At 65.6% G+C, this 18,766-nt stretch carries 15 protein-coding genes; 7 read left to right on the top strand and 8 right to left on the bottom strand.

Features of this window, described 5'->3' with window-relative positions:
* Window positions 1-33: 33 nt before the first annotated feature.
* Window positions 34-1,392 (bottom strand): short-chain fatty acid transporter, encoded by a 1,359-nt coding sequence (locus GSQ76_RS05835; RefSeq protein ID WP_158742965.1) that lies wholly within the window; start codon window positions 1,390-1,392, stop codon window positions 34-36.
* Between the two features lie 78 nt (window positions 1,393-1,470).
* Complete coding sequence (locus tag GSQ76_RS05830; protein ID WP_158742964.1) at window positions 1,471-2,322, bottom strand: CoA ester lyase; 852 nt, start codon at window positions 2,320-2,322, stop codon at window positions 1,471-1,473.
* Between the two features lie 130 nt (window positions 2,323-2,452).
* On the opposite strand from GSQ76_RS05830, the gene GSQ76_RS05825 reads away from it, so the two are divergent.
* A complete protein-coding gene (locus GSQ76_RS05825; RefSeq protein ID WP_158742963.1) occupies window positions 2,453-3,361 on the top strand; it encodes a LysR family transcriptional regulator in 909 nt (302 codons plus the stop codon).
* Between the two features lie 27 nt (window positions 3,362-3,388).
* Here the strand turns inward: GSQ76_RS05825 and GSQ76_RS05820 are convergent, their stop codons facing one another.
* The 3 genes from GSQ76_RS05820 to GSQ76_RS05810 all read right to left on the bottom strand — a co-directional run bounded on the left by GSQ76_RS05820 (window position 3,389) and on the right by GSQ76_RS05810 (window position 8,252).
* Entirely contained in the window at window positions 3,389-5,233 is a 1,845-nt protein-coding gene (locus GSQ76_RS05820; RefSeq protein ID WP_158742962.1) for an alpha-amylase family glycosyl hydrolase, read from the bottom strand.
* 92 nt (window positions 5,234-5,325) lie between these two features.
* A complete protein-coding gene (locus GSQ76_RS05815) occupies window positions 5,326-6,666 on the bottom strand; it encodes an amidase (protein ID WP_216850917.1) in 1,341 nt (446 codons plus the stop codon).
* Window positions 6,667-6,677: 11 nt separating this feature from the next.
* Window positions 6,678-8,252, bottom strand: a complete 1,575-nt coding sequence (locus GSQ76_RS05810; RefSeq protein WP_158742961.1) for an ABC transporter substrate-binding protein — start codon at window positions 8,250-8,252, stop codon at window positions 6,678-6,680.
* A 164-nt stretch (window positions 8,253-8,416) separates the two neighbouring features.
* Between GSQ76_RS05810 and GSQ76_RS05805 the strand changes: the two genes are divergently transcribed.
* The 6 genes from GSQ76_RS05805 to GSQ76_RS05780 are packed head-to-tail and all read left to right on the top strand — an operon-like array spanning window position 8,417 to window position 15,100.
* Complete coding sequence (locus GSQ76_RS05805; protein ID WP_158742960.1) at window positions 8,417-9,739, top strand: FAD-binding oxidoreductase; 1,323 nt, start codon at window positions 8,417-8,419, stop codon at window positions 9,737-9,739.
* A 22-nt stretch (window positions 9,740-9,761) separates the two neighbouring features.
* The gene (locus GSQ76_RS05800) at window positions 9,762-10,814 is read left to right on the top strand and encodes an ABC transporter substrate-binding protein (protein ID WP_158742959.1); all 1,053 of its coding nucleotides are present in this window, start codon (window positions 9,762-9,764) and stop codon (window positions 10,812-10,814) included.
* Window positions 10,811-11,851, top strand: coding sequence for an ABC transporter ATP-binding protein (locus GSQ76_RS05795; RefSeq protein WP_158742958.1), 1,041 nt, complete (start codon window positions 10,811-10,813; stop codon window positions 11,849-11,851). The genes GSQ76_RS05800 and GSQ76_RS05795 overlap by 4 nt, the downstream gene beginning before the upstream one ends.
* Complete coding sequence (locus GSQ76_RS05790; RefSeq protein ID WP_158742957.1) at window positions 11,851-12,690, top strand: ABC transporter permease; 840 nt, start codon at window positions 11,851-11,853, stop codon at window positions 12,688-12,690. The genes GSQ76_RS05795 and GSQ76_RS05790 overlap by 1 nt, the downstream gene beginning before the upstream one ends.
* A complete protein-coding gene (locus GSQ76_RS05785; RefSeq protein ID WP_158742956.1) occupies window positions 12,687-13,535 on the top strand; it encodes an ABC transporter permease in 849 nt (282 codons plus the stop codon). The genes GSQ76_RS05790 and GSQ76_RS05785 overlap by 4 nt, the downstream gene beginning before the upstream one ends.
* Window positions 13,532-15,100, top strand: a complete 1,569-nt coding sequence (locus GSQ76_RS05780) for an ABC transporter substrate-binding protein (RefSeq protein ID WP_335904884.1) — start codon at window positions 13,532-13,534, stop codon at window positions 15,098-15,100. The genes GSQ76_RS05785 and GSQ76_RS05780 overlap by 4 nt, the downstream gene beginning before the upstream one ends.
* An 8-nt stretch (window positions 15,101-15,108) precedes the next feature.
* Here GSQ76_RS05780 and GSQ76_RS05775 read toward each other — a convergent pair whose 3' ends face one another.
* Genes GSQ76_RS05775 through GSQ76_RS05765 form a run of 3 tightly spaced genes read right to left on the bottom strand, consistent with a single transcriptional unit; the run spans window position 15,109 to window position 18,754 of the window.
* Window positions 15,109-16,671, bottom strand: a complete 1,563-nt coding sequence (locus tag GSQ76_RS05775) for an ABC transporter substrate-binding protein (protein WP_158742955.1) — start codon at window positions 16,669-16,671, stop codon at window positions 15,109-15,111.
* A complete protein-coding gene (locus GSQ76_RS05770) occupies window positions 16,671-17,993 on the bottom strand; it encodes an LLM class flavin-dependent oxidoreductase (protein ID WP_158742954.1) in 1,323 nt (440 codons plus the stop codon). The genes GSQ76_RS05775 and GSQ76_RS05770 overlap by 1 nt, the downstream gene beginning before the upstream one ends.
* A complete protein-coding gene (locus GSQ76_RS05765) occupies window positions 17,990-18,754 on the bottom strand; it encodes a class II aldolase/adducin family protein (RefSeq protein ID WP_158742953.1) in 765 nt (254 codons plus the stop codon). Before GSQ76_RS05765 ends, GSQ76_RS05770 begins: the two co-directional genes overlap by 4 nt.
* Window positions 18,755-18,766 lie beyond the last annotated feature (12 nt).

Here is an 18,766-nt window from a genome sequence, read left to right as displayed (position 1 = left end):
TTTCCCAATGTTTCTTGGTCCGATGTTCCTGGCTCAGACCAGGAGAAGCAGGGCGGCGCCGTAGACGATGCCGGCGACCAGGAAGGTCACCACGGTGAAGCCGAGCACGCGTTGGATGCCGATGCCGGCGATGGCGACCACGGGCAGCGCCCAGAATGGCTGCAGCATGTTGGCGACTTCCTCGCCCATCGCCACGCCCATGGTGGTGGCGGGGATGGAGGCGTGCAGGGCGAGGGCTGCGGGGATGGTGAACGGCCCCTGCACCGCCCAGTGGCCGCCGCCGCTGGGGACGACGAAGGTGATGCAGAGCGAGGCGATGTAGCCGAGGAATGGCAGGGTGTGCGCCGAGGCCATCGCCGCGACGGAACGGGATATTTGTTCGGCCAGTCCCGTGGCCGTCATGATGCCCATGATGCCGCCGTAGATCGGGTATTGCAGCATCATCGCGCCGGTTTGGCGGGCCGCGTTCTTCACCGCGTTGACGTAGTTCACCGGGGAGCCGTGCAGCGCCAGGCCGGCGATGAGGAAGATGAAGATGACCGTGTTGATGTCGAGCGATGCGGTGCCGGTCCACCAGCCCATGCCGAGGACGCCGAGCCCGGCGGCAACCAGGAGGAGGCTACCGACGGGCGATTGTTCCATTTTGCGGGCGAAAGGCAGGTCGGACCAGGGAATATGCGGCGGCGCGGGTTCGTCCGGTGGGGGCGTGAAGACCTGCATCTCGTCGTCGCGGGGGCGAATGAGCATGAACACGAACGGCATCACCACGACGATGATGAGCGTCGGGACCAGGTTGAGCGTGGTGAAGATCGAGTCGCTGAAGGGCAGGATGTGCCCGGTGATCTTCTCGACGATGTTCAGCGGGCTGCCGTGCGAGGCCTGGGAGAGCGGGATGGAGCCGGAGGGGCCGCTGCCCCAGATGACCCAGCCGGAATAGGCCGCGGCGACGAGCCAGGCGAAGTCCACACGCACCTGGCGCGCGATTTCCCGCGCCAGGACGGCGCCGATGACCAGGCCGAAGCCCCAGTTGAGCCAGGAGGCGCAGGCGGCGACCAGGAAGGTCATCGCGACGGCCTGGTTGGGCGTCTTCACGTACGACACCATCGCGCGCAGCAGGCGCTGGATGATGGGGGCATGGGCGAGCACGTGGCCGGTGACCAGGACCAGGATCATCTGGAACGCGAAGCCGAGGATGCCGAAGATGCCGCCATACCAAGATGACAGAATGACCGGCAGCGTGCCGTGCGGGGCGAAGATCATCGCGACCACGGCGACCAGCGCGGTGAGGCCGATGGCCAGCACGAACGCGTCCGGCATCAGCCGTTCGAACACGTAGGTGGACATGGCGCTGAAGCCGCGGGAGGTGCGGGGCGGCGCTACTTGCTGGTCCATTATGTGGCTCCCCGGCAGGCGTTTCCCCGGTTTGGCATGATGTTCCTCACGATCTTCGTTTGATGGCGATTGGTGGGATTAGGCCCCCACTCCGAGGCTTTCCGCCAGGGCGACGACGGCGCGCGCGCTTGCGAGAAAGGGGGCGTCGATCATCTGGCCGTCGACGAGGTAGGCGCCGATGCCCTTTGCCTCCGCGTCGTGCGCCGCGGCGATGATGCGGCGGGCGCGTTCGATTTCCGGCGCCGTGGGCATGAAGGCGGCGTTGGCGATGGCGATCTGCGTCGGGTGGATGCAGCTTTTGCCGGCGAAACCGTGGCGGCGGGCGGCCTCGCACTCCTCGCGATAACCGTCGGGGTTTTTCACGACGGCATAGGCGCCGTCATAGGCGGCGACCCCGGCCTCGGCGGCAGCGAGGCGGATGGCGATGCGGATATGCGCGAGTGCTGCCGGGTCGTGGCGGTCGATGCCGGTCGGCTCGAACAAATCGGCGTATCCGATCTGCAGGCCGGCGACCCGGGGGTGGGCGGCGGCGAGTTCGGCGGCCTTGCGCAAGCCCATCGGGGTTTCGATGTTGACGAGCAAGCGGATGCGTTGCGCCGGGTCGATGCGGTCCAGCAGGGCGGCGGCCTGGGTGACGGCGGCCGCGTCCTCCACCATGGGCAGGTTTATGAGGTCGAGGCGTGGGGTGGCCACGGCCGCCATGTCGTCGGCGAAATGCGGCGTTCCGACCGCGTTGACGCGCACCACGATGAGCTTACCGGGTGCGACTGCGCCATCCTGCAGGAAGTGGGACAGCGCGGCGCGGGCTTCTGCCTTGCGGCCGGGCGCGACGGCGTCCTCCAGGTCGAAGGACAAGGCGTCGGCGGCCGAGGCGGCGGCCTTGGCGAACAACTCGGGGCGCGACCCCGGGACAAACAACTTGCTGCGCATCAGCATCGCTCTGGAATTCTTCCCATGGCTGGTCTTGTTGTTGTCCGGACAGGATATCCGGTCCTTGTTTGTGTCCCAAATCCAATGGGGCGTAAAATGCATAAATGGCAAGAGTTGATGACAAAAGCGCATGAAACTGCCGATGGACGGCATCCATGCCTTCGTGGAGATCGCTGAATTCGGCACGTTCAGCCGGGCCGCCGAGAAGCTGGGGATCACGCAGACGGCGTTGACCCGGCGTATCCAGCGGCTGGAGGCGTTCATCGGCGTGAAGCTGCTGGACCGCACGACGCGGGCGACGCAGCTGACGCATGTGGGGCGGGAATTCCTGCCGCTGGCGGCGCGGCTGGTGGTGGATTTGACCTACGGGCTGGATCGGCTGCGTGCGACGGCCCGGCTGGCGGTGGGCGAGGTTACCGTGGCGACCCTGCAATCGGTGGCGTTCCACCAACTGCCGCAGGTGTTGCGGATCTATGCGCAGGCCTATCCCGACAACCGGGTGCAGGTGCTGGAACGCTCGGGCGGGATGGTGACGGAGGCGGTGCGGCAGAACCAGGCGGATTTCGGCATTCACATCCAGCAGGAGCCGCAATCGGATCTGGTGGAGGATCTGCTGATGCGGGACCCGTTCGTGCTGGTATGCAGCCGGGACCACGCGCTGGCGACGGCCAGCACGCTCGCCTGGCCGGATCTGGTGGGCGTCGACCTGATTACGCTGGGTGGGGCGAGCGGGAACCGCCGGATCGTGGAGGCGCAGCTGGCGCGCGCCGGGTTGGAGACGCGCGGGCGCTTCGTGGTGGAAACGACGCCGACGGCGGTAGCGCTGGCGGCGGCCGGGGTGGGCGCGGCGATTCTGCCGGCGACGATGAAGGCGACCCGCGTGGCGACGGGGCTGGTGGAGATCCCGATCGTGGACCCGGTGATCCATCGGTCCATCGGGCTGGTGCGGCGGCGCAACCAGACGCTGACGCCGCCGGCCGCGGCACTCTACGCCCTGCTGGCCACGCGGCTGTCGACGGTGGACGCGGCGAGAGAGTGACCTAGCCCAATGACCTAGCCCAGGGACCTAGCCCAAGAAGAAGATATGGCCCCAATTCGGCTCTAGCGTCAGCGTGAGGCGGAAGTTCGCGACGGTCACCGACGTGGCAGCCAACAGATCGGCCCAGGCGCCATTCGCCGGGAATTGCAGTTCCACCGGCTGCGCCTGGTCGGAGAAGTTCAGGGCGATGATGAAACGCTCGAGCGTGCCGGCCGTGCCGGTGCCCCAGCGGTGGAACACGACGACCTGCTGCGCCACATCAACGCCGAAGCCGTCCGCGTCGCGTTGCGGCTGGTTCCAGGTCGGCGGGTAGAAGTTTTGCGACCGTAGCGCGGGATGCGCCTTGCGGATCTGGAATAGCTGCGTGTAGAGCGCGAGGAGTGGCGCGCCGTAGCCGTCCGTGACCTCCGCCCACCGCAGCGGACGCGGACGGATGCGGCGGCCGGTCCCGTGGTCGTCCTCGGGTATCCAGTGATCCTCGGCGAATTCCTGACCGTTGGCGATGAGCGGTGCGGCTGAACTGGTAAACAGCGCGATGGCATGCGGTTGCGTCCGATACCACCGGAACGCGCCCTCGCTGAATTTCGCGCCGGCCTGCCAGGCGACGGCCGAGTGGTCGTGATTGCTGAGATAGCTGGTCGCGATCTTGCCGGGGCCGTTGACGTATTGCGAGTTGTTGAGCGCCGCCAGATAGACGGGATTGATGGCGCCGTTATAGAGCTGAAAGAAGCATTCGCCGTAAAGCTGATTGTCCCAATAGCTGGTGGCGTCCGAACTGTTGACCAGCGCGGCGGCGCTCAAATCCAAATGTTCCAGGGTCATGGAGAAGTTGGATTGCCCGTTCGCGGTCACGTAGGACTGGATGTCGGACAGCAATTGGGGAATGCCGCGCGGATTGCCGGCGACATAGTAGTTCACTGTGTTGTCGAACCGAATGCCGTCGATCCCGAATTGGCTGATCCAGTAGAGGCACACGTCGCGGATGAAGGCCTGCGTGCAGTCGTTGTTGAAGTCGAGGTCTTGCAGGCCAGGAAACGTGCCGCCGAAAGGGCCTGCGGTGTAGGGGCAGTCCGCGTCGTTCCGGTAAAGCTGCTTATAAGGAAAATCCTCACTGCAGTGGTTGAACACACCGTCCATGATGACATGGATATTGGCCTTGTGGCACTCGTCGATCAGCTGCTTGAGCAGGGATAGCTTTTCATTTGGCCGGGCAAGGTCGTTGGCGTAGGCGTATTCGACGGCGAAATACTGGAACGGCGCGTAGCCCCAATCGTAGTCTTTGTTGTGCCAGGCTGTCCAAGGCATGAACAGGATCGCCTCGACCCCGAGAGCGACCAGGTATTGCAGCTTGTCGCGCACGGCATCGAACGGTGCGCGCAGGCCGCGATATTCGTCGGTGAAGTCGCCGGGGTGCATCTCGTAGACCACCAGGTCGCGCAAGGGCTTGCGCAGCGGCAGCGGCGAGACCGTGTTATCCGACGCACGGCTGCCGCCGATGACGACGCCCGCGTTCTGGCTGTCGGTGCCGCTGTAACGCGCATAGGGGTCGGTGACCTTGCGCACCGTGCCATCGGTGAAGGTGACCTGGTATTTGTATTGATAGAAACCGCTGGGGATCGGCGTGGCGGAGACGAATTCCCAGAAATCCCCCTCCGCCTGCGTGGTCTTGGTGAGGGCGAACCCATTGGCAAAGTCCCAGACAACTCCGCCGAGTTGGGGCTGGAAATCGCCCGCGGCGCGGATCTCGGTGATGTTGGGGTCAAAACCGGCAGGGAAGAACAGGCGGAACTTGATCCTGCCGGATGCCTCGTCGCCATCGGACTGCGTGGCGCCGAGCGCCTGGGTTACGTGGAACAACGGAGGCAACATCATCCGATCGCCCTCGGCCGTCAGGGTCCTGAGGCCATGATGGTGAGGGTTTTCGGATTTCGTTGCAAGTTACGATTGATCGGTGGCCGGTAAGGTCATCCCCAAAGTTGGCTGAGCCGCCCGGCCTCGTCGGTGTCGATGATCGGGGCGAGGGCCTTGGCGATGGCCAGCAGGCGGGAGTCGGACATGCGGGGGCCGACCAGGGTGACGCCGACTGGCAGGTTCTTGGGGCCGCGGCCGGAAGGGATGCCGACATTCGGGCCGTGCAGCAGCGTCCACATCGAGTTGAAGATCGCGTTGCCGGTGGTGTGCAGGCCCTCGGGCGCCTCGCCGGGGGAGCTGGGGGTGAGCACGACGTCGAGCGCGGGGCCGAACAGGGCGTCGAACTCGACCCGGCAGCGGTCGGCCAGAGCGTAACCCTGCAGCCATTGTTCGGGTGTGCTGCCGGTGCTGTTTTCGACGCGGTCGCGCAGGGGCTGGGCCAGTTTTTCGTAGGCGTTGACGTATTCGGGCAGGAAGGAGGCAGCGCCCTCCCCGGCCATGATGGCGGCGTGGGCGGCGTGCATGCGGGTAAAGGGTTCGGGCAGCACCAACTCTTCGATGATGGCGCCGGCGGCGGAGAGTTTGGCGGCGGCGCTGTCCAGGGCGGCGACACCGCCGGGTTCGATGGCATGCCAGACGGGGCTGCGGCACAGGCCGATCCGCAGGCCGCGCACGGTGATGGGGGTCGTGTCCTCTGCGATGCGGAAGACGATGCCGACGAGGATGAGGTCGTCCACGCTGCGGCCGTACCAGCCGATGGTGTCGAGCGTCATGGACGACATGCGCACGCCTTCGCGGCTGACCCGGCCCCAGGTCGGCTTGTGGCCGTAGATGCCGTTGAACGAGGCGGGGCGGATGTGGGAGCCGCCGGTCTGCGTGCCGAAGGCCAATGGCACCTGGTAGTCGCCGACTGCGGCGCCGGAGCCGGAGGACGAGCCGCCGGGTGTGTGCGCCGGGTTGTACGGGTTGGTGGACAGGGCCTTGCGGCCGCTGGAGGCGAATTCGACTGTGTCGGTCTTGCCCAGGATGAGGGCACCGGAGCCGCGCACGACGCCCACGCAGGCGGCATCGCGGCCGATCTTGAGCTGGTCGTAGATCGGCGAGTTCTGCGTGGTGGGGTAGTCGAACGTGTCGATCACGTCCTTCACGCCCCAGGGCAAGCCGTGCAGTGCGCCGGTGGGCGGGAGTTTGTCCAGGGCGCGGGCGCGGGCGATGACATAATCGGGGTCGAGCGACAGCCAGGCCTTCACCACCGGGTCGCGCGCGGCGATGCGGGCGAGGCAGGCGCGGACCAATTCCTCGCAGGAGAGTTGCTTGGTCTTCAGCAACGCGGCGGCTTGCGAGGCGGAGAAGGTCGCCGGGTCGGCTGACATGCGGGATGGTGAGTAGTTCATGGCCGCAGCTCCTACGGTGAGACGGTGATGGGGGTGAGGTCCTGGTACCAACTCTGCGCCTGCACGAAGCCGTGCAGTTTGGGCGACAGAGCGCGCGGGTTCAGGTCGTGGGCGACCCAGATCATCACCGCTTCCTCGTTCATGTAGTCGTGCAATTGCTTGATGAGCGTGGCGCGCTTGGCGTCGTCGAATTCGCCGAGCACCTGCTCGATCAGGGTGTCCATCTTCGGGTTGGAGTAATGGCCCCAATTGCCGCCGACGGGCGACCATTGCGGGGTCCAAACGTGGCGGATAAGGCCCATGAACGCGTCCGGCAGGCTGCGGCTGACGTTGATGCCGGCGTATTGCGGGAATTTCTCCGGACCCTGGCGGGAGACGTCCAGCAGGGCGTTCCAGTCCATCACGGTGATGGTAGTCTTGAAGCCGACGGCGTCCAGATTGCTTTTCACCAGCTCGTTCATCGGCAGTGGCTGCATCTGGCCGGAGCCGCTGCTGGAGATGGCGAAGTTGATGGCGCAGGGGTAGCAGCCGGCCTCCTTCAGCAGCTTGGTCGCCATGGCCGGGTCGTATTCGTATTTGATCGGGTTGCCGTAGAACGGGTGGCCCGGCGGGGCGGTGGAGTAGCCGGCGATGGCGGTGCCGCCCATCAGGTCCACCATGTCGGCGCGGTTGATGGCGTAGTTGGCGGCGCGGCGGATGCGGATGTCGTTGAACGGCTTCTTGGTGAAGTCGAGCTGGTAGCCCCAGTTATGCGGATAGATGAGGGTGATGACGTTCATGCCGGCGCTTTTGAGCCGCGGGATGGCGTCGGGCGGGGGCGCTTCGGCAAAGTTCACCTGGCCGCTGAGCAGGGCGGCGACGCGGGTGCCGGGTTCGGCCATCGGCAGCAGCACCAGGCGGTCGTGCTTGGGGATGCGGGCCTTGTTCCAGTAATCCTTGTTGGCAACCAGTTCGAGGCGTTCGTGCGGGACGATCTTGTCGAACTTGTAGGGGCCGGTGCCGGCGGGATTGGCGGCGTAGGCGGCGGGGCTGTAGTTCGTCTCCTTCACCCGGCATGGGCTGACCATGAACATCGTGGCGATTTCGTAGGGAAACAGGCTGTCCTTGATTTTCATGTCGAAGGCGACGTGGTGATCGTCCAGCTTGGAATATTTTTCGAGGTTGGTGAGGCTGGTGCGGGCCAGGGCGAATTGCAGCGGGTCGAATTGCGGGATTTTCGGGTTGGTGAGGCGGTCGAAATTCCACACCACGGCATCGGGGTCGAAGCCGCAGCCGTCGTGGAACTTCACGCCCTCGCGGATGGTGAAGACCCAGCGCTTCGGGTTGGCGGGATCGATTTCCCATTTGGTGGCGAGGCCGGGCACGATGTCGGCCGGTTTGTCGCTGTGGGACAAATCCCAGCCGACGAGCGCGTCGTAGAGCGAATAGCCGACGAAGCGGATGCCCTCCGAGCCTTGGTCGGGGATGCCGTTGGTGATGGGGATGTCGCCGGCGGTCATGGCGACGGTGACGACGGCCTCCGCCCGCGCGGTTGCGATGCCCAGGGCAAGGGCGCCGGCGGCGGCGAGAACTCGTAATGCGAACATGACGGACGGCTCCCAGCATGGCCGCGCCCGGTTTGGGGTCGCAGCGCTCTGTCGATCGGTTGCGGTTCCTGCCCTGTTGTCCGGACAAGCAATTTTGGGGCCAGGAATGATGCGGTGCCGAGATTAGACTTGGCAGGGGACGCCCAACCGGGAATGCTGGCGGCATGAGCGATACGATCTTTGCCCCGGACTTCGTCGAGCGCCCGTTCTGGTGGGAGGCGGCGCCGCCGACCCGGCGATCCGACGCGATTCCGGCCGAGGCGGATGTTGCGGTGATTGGCGGCGGGATTGCGGGGTTGTCGACGGCGTTGGAGTTGGCGCGCGGTGGGTTGCGCCCAGTGGTGCTGGACCGGGAGCCGATCGGGTGGGGTGCGTCGTCCCGCAATGGCGGCGCGCTGGCGGGGGCGTCCGGGCTGGGGCGGTCCCGCAGCAATTTGCAGGAGGCGGTGGACCCCGAGATCCTTGCCGCGATGGTGGAGGAAGGCGAGCAATCCTTCGACGATTTCGAGCAGCTGATCGAGCGTGAGGGTCTGGATTGCGATTATCGGCGGACGGGGCGGTTTACCGGGGCGCACTCCGCCAAGGCGATGCAAACGCTGGCGGTTCGGGGCGACATGCTGAACCGGGCGCGGCCCGGGGAGGCGCAGTTGGTGCCGCGCGGGGACGTCGGCAGTGAGTTGGCGACCGAGCGTTATTACGGGGGTTTGCTGGTGCAGCGCGCCGGGTCGCTGCATCCCGGCAAATACGTGCAGGAACTGGCGCGCGTGGCCGAGGAGGCTGGGGCCTCGCTGCACGGGGGCGTGTCGGTGGATGGGTATGGTGCCGAGGGCAGTGGATTCCGGGTTCGCACCTCCGCTGGGGAGATCAAGGCTGGGGCGCTGATGGTGGCGACCAATGGCTATACTGGCGGGGTGACGCCGTGGCAGCAGCGGCGGCTGATCCCGGTGGGCAGCTATATGATTGCGACCGAGGTGTTGGGGCGGGAGCGGGTGGCGCAGTTGCTGCCGAAGCTGCGGGTGTATGGCGATACGAAGAAGGTGTTGTACTATTTCCGGCCCTCGCCTGCTGGCGACCGGATTTTGTTCGGGGGTCGGGCGAGTTTCGTGGATAGCGATGTACGGCGGGCGGGGGCGCGGCTGCACCGGTTTCTGCTGCATCTGATTCCGGCGCTGGCTGGTACGCGGATTACCCATGCCTGGAAGGGCAATGTCGCGTTCTCGTTCGACTTTCTACCGCATGTGGGGGTCCAGGATGGGGTGCATTACGCGCTGGGTTGCAATGGCAGCGGGGTGGTGACGATGACGCATTTGGGGCGGCAGGCGGCGCGGCAGATTCTGGGGCGGGGTAATCGTCCGTCCGCGTTCTCCCGCCTGCCCTTTCCGACGATGCGGGGGTATCGCGGGAATCCTTGGTTCATGCCTGTCGTTGGTGGGTTGTACAGGTTGCGTGATCGCTTGGATGGGTGGCGCGAGCCGGGTTGGCCATAAATATCGAATAAGGAAGCACCTCATGACGAAGCCGATCGTGACTGGACGCCGGGCCGTGATTGCGGGGGCGTTGGCGACGCCGTTCATCTGGCGGCCGGCGCGGGCGGCGCAGCAATTGGTGATCCGCACGACCGGCGGCGTGTACGACGACATCATGCGGCGTAGCGTCTATGACGGGTTTACCAAGGCGACGGGGATCGAGGTCGTTACCGCCGCGGCGACCATGAGCAAGCTGATCGCGATGTATAAGGCGGGCGGGGCCGAGTTCGACATCATCGACACCGGGGATAGCGGGCTGCTGAATTTGGAGCGGCTGGGGGCGCTGCTGCCGATCGATTATGCGTCGTGGAAATACGGCAATCCGGACGAGATCATCAAGGAGTTGAAATTCCCGTATCGGGTTGGCAGCTATGTCTATGCGACCGTCAGTACTTACAACAAGCAGGCGTTTCCGGATAAGCATCCGTCCAACTGGGCGGAATTTTGGGACATCAAAGCATTTCCCGGGCCACGCAGCCTGCCGGATATGGGCAGCGGGCAGCCGCCACTGGAATTGGCGTTGATTGCCGATGGCGTGGCGCCGGACAAATTATACCCGATCGACCTGGATCGCGCGTTCAAATCGCTGACGCGCATTCGGCCGGCGGTGCCGAAATTCTGGGATACGGGGGCGCTGTCGGCGCAGATGCTGTCGGACAAGGAAGTGGTGTTGAGCGCCGTGTGGAATGGCCGGGTGCAGACGCTGATCGACAAGGGCGCGCCGCTGGCAATCGAGTGGAACCAGAACATGATCCAGGTTCAGGCCTATGGCGTGCCCAAACTGTCCAGCAACCCGAAAGGCGCCCAATTGTTCGTGGATTATGCCAGCCAGGCATCCGCGCAGGTGGGGTATGCGAAGGAATTGCGCTACGGCCCGTCCAACACCAAGGCGTACGCGATGCTGCCGCAGGATTTGTTGGACATCATGCCGGGTGGACCGAAATACCGCGATCTGGGGTTCTACCAGAAGATCGATTGGTGGGAGGATAACCGTGATCGGGTGACCAAGGCCTGGTCCAACTGGGTTCTGGGATGACCGCAGGCGCGGTGGCGCTGGAACGGGTCAGCAAGCGGTTTGGCGGGGTGGCGGCGGTGGAGGATTTGTCCATCGCGGTCGCGCCGGGTGAGTTTTTTACGATCCTGGGGCCGTCGGGCAGCGGGAAGAGCACGACGCTGTCGATGATCGCCGGGTTCGAGGTGCCGGATAGCGGGCGCATTCTGCTGGGTGGGCAGGACATGACGCGAGCGGCGCCGCGGGCGCGTGGCTTGGGGATGGTGTTCCAGAATTACGCTATCTTCCCGCATCTGGACGTGTTCGAGAACGTGGCGTTTCCGCTGCGCGCGCGGGGGCAGAAAGATGTTACGGCGCGGGTGATGGAGGCGCTGGCGACGGTGCGGCTGCAGGGGATGGAGCGGCGGTATGGCCGCCAACTCTCGGGCGGGCAGCAGCAGCGCGTGGCGTTGGCGCGGGCGATCGTGGCACGGTCCGCCATCGTGCTGATGGACGAGCCGCTGGGGGCGCTGGACAAGAATCTGCGGTATCACATGCAGACCGAGATCGCGGATATTCAGCGCCGGCTGGGGATGACGGTGATCTTCGTCACCCACGACCAGGAGGAAGCGATGAATTTGTCCGACCGCATCGCCATCATGGAAGGCGGCCGGATGATCCAGGCGGGGGCGCCGCGGGAGGTTTACGAGCGGCCGGTGAATGCGTTCGTGGCGCGGTTCCTGGGGGAGTCGAATTTGATCGCCGGGGTGGCGGAGGGCGCAGCGTTGCGGCGGGCGGATGGCACGTATCTGGCTGCCGCGAATGTGGGGACGCCGGGGGCGGCGAGCCTGTTTGTGCGGCCCGAGAAAGTTCGCCTGGGCGCGGGTAGCGAGAATAGTTTGAGCGGGCGGGTGTTGCGCAGCTCGTTCCTGGGAACGCTGATCCGCACGGAAATCGACGTGGGTGGCGACCAGGTGATGACCGTGGACGCCACCAACGGGCCCGGCATGCAGGCGTTGGTGCCGGGTGCGGCGGCCATCGTGAGTTGGGCCGCGGCGGATAGCCGGCTGCTGGCTGCCTGATGCCACTGCCGCGGTTGCTGGCGTGGCTGCTGCTGCTGCCGAGCGCGCTGTTGTTGGGGCTGGTGTTCCTGCTGCCGCTAGGATGGTTTCTGGGGAACGCATTGGGGGAATTGGGCTCGGGCAGTGAGATCCTGTCGGAGGCGCTGGCCATTGCCGGGTCGCGGGCGATGCAGCGGTCGATGCTGGTGACGGGGGAGATCTCGTTGGCGACGACGTTGTGTTGCCTGGCGATCGGGTATCCGCTGGCGTTCGCGTTGACGCGAGCGAAGGGGCTGATGTTTCGGCTGGTGATCGCCAGTGTGCTGCTGCCGTATTTCACCAGCGTCATCGTGCGCACCTATGCCTGGATGGTGCTGCTGGGGCGGACGGGGGTGGTGAACAATGCGCTGCAGGCCATTGGGGTGACGCAGGGGCCGTTGTCGCTGTTGTATAATCGCGGCTCGGTCATATTAGGCATGACCTACGTGCTGCTGCCCTATATGGTGCTGACGCTGTTTAGTGCCATGCGCAGTGTGGATATGCGGCTGCTGCAGGCCGCGGCGGGGATGGGGGCGTCGGGCGCGCGGATCTTCCTGCGCGTGTTCCTGCCGTTGACACTGCATGGGGTGATCGCCGGGTCGCTGCTGGTGTTCATCCTGGCGATCGGCTTCTTCATCACCCCGGCGCTGATGGGCGCGCCGGAGGACATGATGGTTGGTATGCTGATCGAACGGCAGGTGGAACAGGCGAATAACTGGCCGGTCGCGGCCGTGATGTCGCTGGTGCTGCTGGCGGTGACGATGGTGGTGTACGCGGTGTACAGTCGGTTCGCCGACATCCGCCGGGCCAACCCGGCGTGAGGCGGGTTGGGTGGGCGGCGGTTTGCTTGCTGTGCCTGTTGTTGTTGGGGCCGATTGCGGTGGTGGTGATCGCCTCGTTCAGCGGGGATGCGTATCTCAGTTTTCCGCCGCAGAGTTTGTCGTTGCGGTGGTACGTGCGGTTCTTTGGCGATGGGCGGTGGCGGTCGGCGCTGTATAACTCGCTGGAGGTGGCCAGCATGTGCGCGGTGTTGGCGACCGGCACGGGGTTCCTGGCGGCGTATGCGTTCGTGCGGGGGCGATTTGCGGCGCGGTCGGTGCTGATGTCGCTGACGCTGATCCCGTTGATCGTGCCGAGCATCGTGACGGCGATCGCGATCTATTTTCTATCGGTGCGGCTGGGGCTGATCGGTAACCGGGTTTGGCTGGCGGTGACCCATGCGGTGATTGCGCTGCCGGTGGTGCTGATCATGACGCAATCGGCGCTGCATGCCGTCGACCCGGCGTTGGAGCGGGCGGCGATGGTGCATGGCTGTAGCCGGTGGGGCGTGTTCCGGCGGGTGGTGATCCCGCTGGCGGCGCCGGGCATCGTGTCGGCGGCGCTGTTCGCGTTCCTGGCCTCGTTCGACGAGTTGGTGATTGCGCTGTTCGTGTCGGGGATCCAGGGGCAGACGCTGCCGGTGCGGATTTGGAACAGCCTGACGCTGGAGTTGGAGCCGACCATCGCTGCCGTGAGCACGCTGCTGATCGCGGTGACGGTGGTGGTGTTGCTGCTGGATGTCTGGCTGCGGTCCTCGGTGGCGCGGCGGCGGCAGGCCAAGGAGGGCCAACTTGTTGCGATGACGGGGCATGATATGGTCGGCCAGCCATCGGGAGGCGCAGAATGATGAAACGACGCAGTTTCTTGGTGGCGAGCGCGGGGCTGTTGGCGGCCCCTGCCCTGGCGCAGGATACGAGGGCGAGCACGCTGCGCTTCGTGCCGCAGGCCAACCTCACGTCGCTGGACCCGATCTGGACCACTGCGACGGTGACCGGCAATCACGGCTACTACGTGTTCGACACGCTGTATTCGACCAATCGGCTCGGGCAGCCTTTGCCGCAGATGGCAGAAGGGCATGAGGTGTCGGCCGATGGGACATTGTGGCGCATCCGCCTGCGCCCCGGTTTGAAGTTCCACGACAACGAACCGGTGCGGGCCGCCGATTGCGTGCAGAGCTTGAAGCGCTGGGCGGCGCGTGACCCATTCGGCCAGTTGCTCGCCGCCGTGGTGGAGGAGTGGCGGGTCGTCGATGACGGCAGCTTCGAAATTCAGCTCAAGCGGCCGTTCCCGCTGCTGCTGGCGGCGATCGGCAAGCCGGAGAACGCGGCGTTCATCATGCCGGAGCGCCTGGCCAAGACCGACCCGAACAAGCAGATCGGCGAAATGGTCGGCTCCGGGCCGTACCGTTTCGTGGCCAGCGAATACAATTCCGGCAGCAAGGTCGTTTACGAGAAATTCGCCGGCTACGTGCCGCGGCCGGAGCCCGCCGATTATGCCACGGGCGGCAAGATCGCCAATTTCCAGCGCGTCGAATGGGTGATCATTCCCGACGCCGCCACCGCCTCCGCCGCACTGATCAATGGCGAGGTGGATTGGTGGGAGCGCCCGCAGGTCGATCTGCTGCCGATGCTGGCACGCAGCCCGAACGTGCGGTTGCAGGTGCTGGACAAGACGGGGCGGCTATCCCTGGCGCGGTTTAACTGCCTGCAGGCGCCGTTCGATGACGTGAAGCTGCGCCGGGCCGCCTGCGTGACCGTCATCCAGGAAAACTACATGCGCGCTGCCGAGGGCGACGACACCAGCGCCTGGACCGAGACGCGCAGCCTGTGGCCGAAATACACCCCATACTATGCCGACAATGCCGACCTGATGCCCGGCGACATCGCCCGCGCCCGCGCCATGCTGAAGGAAGCCGGGTATGGCGGGCAGCGCGTCGTCATCATCAATCCGACCGACTTCCCCGATATCGGCGCGCTTGGCCAGGTGACGGCGGATGCACTGAAGCAGGCGGGCATGAATGTCGACCTGAACGAGAGCGATTGGGGCACGGTGATCCAACGCCGCAATTCCCGCGAACCCGTGGAGAAGGGCGGCTGGAGCATCTTCCACACCACCGGCGGTGCCACCACCTACGGCAACCCGGCGATGTCCCCGTTGATCCGCGGACAAGGGGCGGCGGGGTGGTTCGGCTGGTGGAAGAACGACCGGGCGGAGGCACTGACCGACACATGGCTGTACGCGCCGGACGAGGCGACGCAGAAGAAAGCGGCGGCCGAACTCGGCCGGCTGGGGCTGGAGCAAGCGCCGACCCTGCCGCTCGGCCAATTCACCCTTCGCACCGCGGTCCGGCGTTCCGTCACCGGATTGGTGGAAGGATTGGCGCCCTACCCCTGGGGCGCGCGCCGCGTTTGAGGCTGGACCTACGACGCCGCCTTCTCGATGTTCCAGAACACCGTGACCAGCGATGGCGGGTGGACGAAGCCGGTGATGTTGTTGCGCCAGGCGTAGAGTTGTGCGCGCTGGCCGAGCATGATGGCGGGCATGACCTCCCACAGTCGGGCGCTGAGCTTTTCCAGCACGGCGCGCTGCTTGTCCAGGTCGGGTTCGTGGATCCATTCGTCGCGAAGCTTGGCGGCTTCCTCGTCGCAGGTCCAACCGGCGAAGTTGCGGGCGCCGCAGGTGGTGTCGGCGATGGAGTTGCTGAGCGGGGAGAACGTGCCGCTGCCGGAAACGCTGGTGATGAAGATGTTCCAGCCGCCATGGTCCGGCTCGGCCTTGTTGTTGCGCCGGGTCATGAAGGTGCCCCAGTCGCTCTCGATCGTGTCGACGTTGAGGCCGATCTGCTTGAGGTTATCGGCGGCGAAATCGCCGGCCATGCCGACGAACAGGGTTTCGTGGGAGTTGATCAGCGTCACCTTCTCGCCCTTGTAGCCGGCGTCGGCCAGCAATTGCTTGGCGCGGGCGAAATCCTGGTGGGCGTAGGGGGCGGACCCGGTGGTGATGCCGTTGGGGCTGCCGCAGACGAAGAAGGAAAGGCAGGGCTGGCCCCAATCGGGCTTCACGAAGGAGACGGCCATGTAGTCGGGTTGGTTGATGGCGAGCATCAACGCTTGGCGCGCCTTGGGGTTGTTGAACGGCGGGAATAGCGCATTCGGGCGCATGAAGAAGGTGTTGTAGGTGTCGGACAGGCGGCCGACGGTGATGCCGCGGCGTTTGGACAGCACCTCCGCCTGGTCGAACGCGAGCGCGTCGATGAAGTCGATTTCGCCGGTTTGCAGGGCGGAGGATTTGACCGAGGCGTCGGGCATGACGTGAAAGACGATCTTGTCCAGCTTCGGGATCTTGCCACCGGCCAGGCCGTCCGGCGGCTCGGCCCGGGGGACGTAGCCGGCGAATTTGGCGTAGACGAATTTGTCGCCGGGCACCCATTCATCGGGCAGGAAACGGAACGGGCCGGAGCCGATGATCGCTGTATTGCGGGTGAAGACGCCGCCCGTCGCCTCCTTTTCCCGCATGATGACGGCGAGGCCGCTGCCACTATTGGCCAGCGCCTGCTCGACCGGGAAGGGGCGCTTCATGTGGATGATAAAGGTACGCTCGTTCACCGCCTCCATGCTGGCGACGTCGATGGCCAGGGTGCGGCCGACGATGTCCAACGTCATCCAGCGCTTGAGCGAGGCGATGACGTCCTTCGTGGTGACGGGCGTGTTGTCCTGGAATAGCAGGCCGGGGCGCAGCGTCATCGTGTAGGTGAGTTTGTCGGGGGCGACAATTTCCTCACCGACCATTTGCGGGCGGATGGTGAGTTTTTCGGTCTGCGCGAACAGCGTGTCGTAGACCAGCATGCCGTGAATGTAGGTGCCGGTGGCAGCCGGGCCCATCGGGTCCAGCCCGGTGAGGTCGGCGGAGGCGGCGATCTGCAGCACGGACTCCGCCCGCGCCGGGAGGGCCAGTAGCAGCAATAGGGCGAACCAACGCATCATCAGGCCTCCGTGGCGGCGTACCGGCTGGTCGGCGGCGGCAGACCGAGGTTTTCGCGCAATGTCCGGCCCTCATAGGCCGTACGGAACGCACCACGGCGTTGCAATTCCGGGACCACTTCGGTGACGAAATCCTCGGCTCCGCCGGGGAGATGGGCGGGGATGATGTTGAAGCCGTCGGCCGCCTTCGCCTCGACCCATTCCTGCATGGTGTCGGCGATTTGGCCCGGGGTGCCGATGACGCTGCGGTGGCCGCGGCCGACGCTGGCCTGCATGTAGAGTTGGCGGATGGTGAGGTTGTCGCGGCGCGCCAGGTCCAGCAGCACCTTGGCCCGGCTGCGCAGTTCCGGGTCCTTCGGTTCCGGCACGGGGCCATCCAGATCGTATTCGGACAGGTCACCCATCGGGCCGTAGAGGTTCTGTAGGCCAACCAGCGGGTGGGTCAGGTTTTGCAGATGGGCGAATTTATCCTCCGCCTCGGCCTGGGTGCGGCCGATGACGGGTAATAGGCCGGGCAGGATCAGCAAGTCGGCGGCGGCGCGGCCGTGGCGTTCGAGCCTGCCTTTGACGGAGGCATAATAAGCCTGCGCGGGTTGCAGATCGATCATGGCGGTGAAGACGATATCGGCGCTGGCGGCGGCGATGTCCTGGCCCTGTTCGGAGGTGCCGGCCTGGACGATGATCGGGCGGCCCTGGATACTACGCGCGACCGTCAGCGGGCCGCGGACCTGGAAGTGGTCGCCCTTATGCGCCAATTCGTGCATGCGGTCCGGGTGGAAGAACAGGCCGGTTGCCTTGTCATGCGCGAAGGCGTCGGCGTCCCAGCTATCCCACAGGCCCTTCACCACCTCCACGAACTCGGACGCGCGGTCGTAGCGGGCGTCGTAGTCCAGGTGCTCTTCGCGGTTGAAGTTGCGCGCCTCCGCCTGGGACCAGGAGGTGACGACGTTCCAACCGGCGCGGCCGCGGCTGATGTGGTCCAGCGAGGCGAATTTGCGAGCGACGTGGTAGGGTTCGTTGTACGTGGTGCTGGCGGTGGCGACCAGGCCGACATGCCGGGTCATCATCGCCACGGCGGAGAGTAGGGTTAGTGGTTCCAGTTCCACGTTCTGGTTGGAACGGCTGAGCGAACCCGGCGGCTCGTCGCGTTGACGCAGGGCGACGCCGTCGGCCAGGAAGACCATGTCCAGCAGGCCGCGCTCGGCGATTTGCGCCACGCGGACGTAGTGGTCGATGTCCATGGCGCCGGCGGCGGGGACGTCTTCGTGGCGCCAGGCGCCGGCGTGGTAGCCGAGTTGGCGGATCGACAGGCCGAGCTTCATCATCCGGCGTAGTCGGAGCCTTCGCGGTCCAGAACCCGGCGCCAGGCGTTTAGGTGTAGCCTTGCGTCGATGCGATCGCCCCAGGGGCCGTGCCAGTGGCGCCGGGCAGAGTCGGGCAGGACATGGATGGGGCGGCCGGTGGACATGGCGGTGACCTGGTACATCGCGGTGCGCTCGGCGATGAAGCATTCGTCGAAGGCGTCGGCGATGGTGGGTCCGACGACGGTGACGCCGTGCCCGCGCATGATCATGACCGTCTTGCCGGGGCCGAGCAGGCCGGCGATGCGCTCGCCCTCCTCGCTGGCATGGGCGGGGGCGTCACCCGCCGGGTCGTAGATGGTGCGGTCGTTCAGCAGCAGGTTGTTGTGGTGGGAGAGCGTCATTTCGGATTGCAGCAGGGAGAGCGCGGTGAGGTTCGGGGGGTGGATGTGGACCACGCAGGCGGCGTCCGGGTGTTTCATGTGGATGGGCACGTGGATGTTGAAGGCGACCAGGCGGAGTTCGCCGTCGCCCTGCAGCACCTTGCCCTGCAGGTCGCAGATGATGAGGTCGGAGGCGCGGAGTTCCTGGAACAAATAGCCGCGCGGGTTGATGAGGAAGCGTGGCGGCCCCTCACCCGGCAGCATGACGCTGATGTGGTTGCCGATCTGCTCGTTCCAATCGTGCTTGGCGAACACGCGGAACACCGCGGCCAGGTCGCAGCGGAGTTGCCACTCCCGCTCCTCCGCTTCGGTCCGGGTTAGCCCTTCGATGGCTGTGCTCATGAGAGTTCTCGC

This window comes from Acidisphaera sp. L21, from assembly GCF_009765685.1.
Taxonomy (GTDB): Bacteria; Pseudomonadota; Alphaproteobacteria; order Acetobacterales; family Acetobacteraceae; genus LMUY01.
This window is presented reverse-complemented; position numbering and strand designations above follow the sequence as displayed.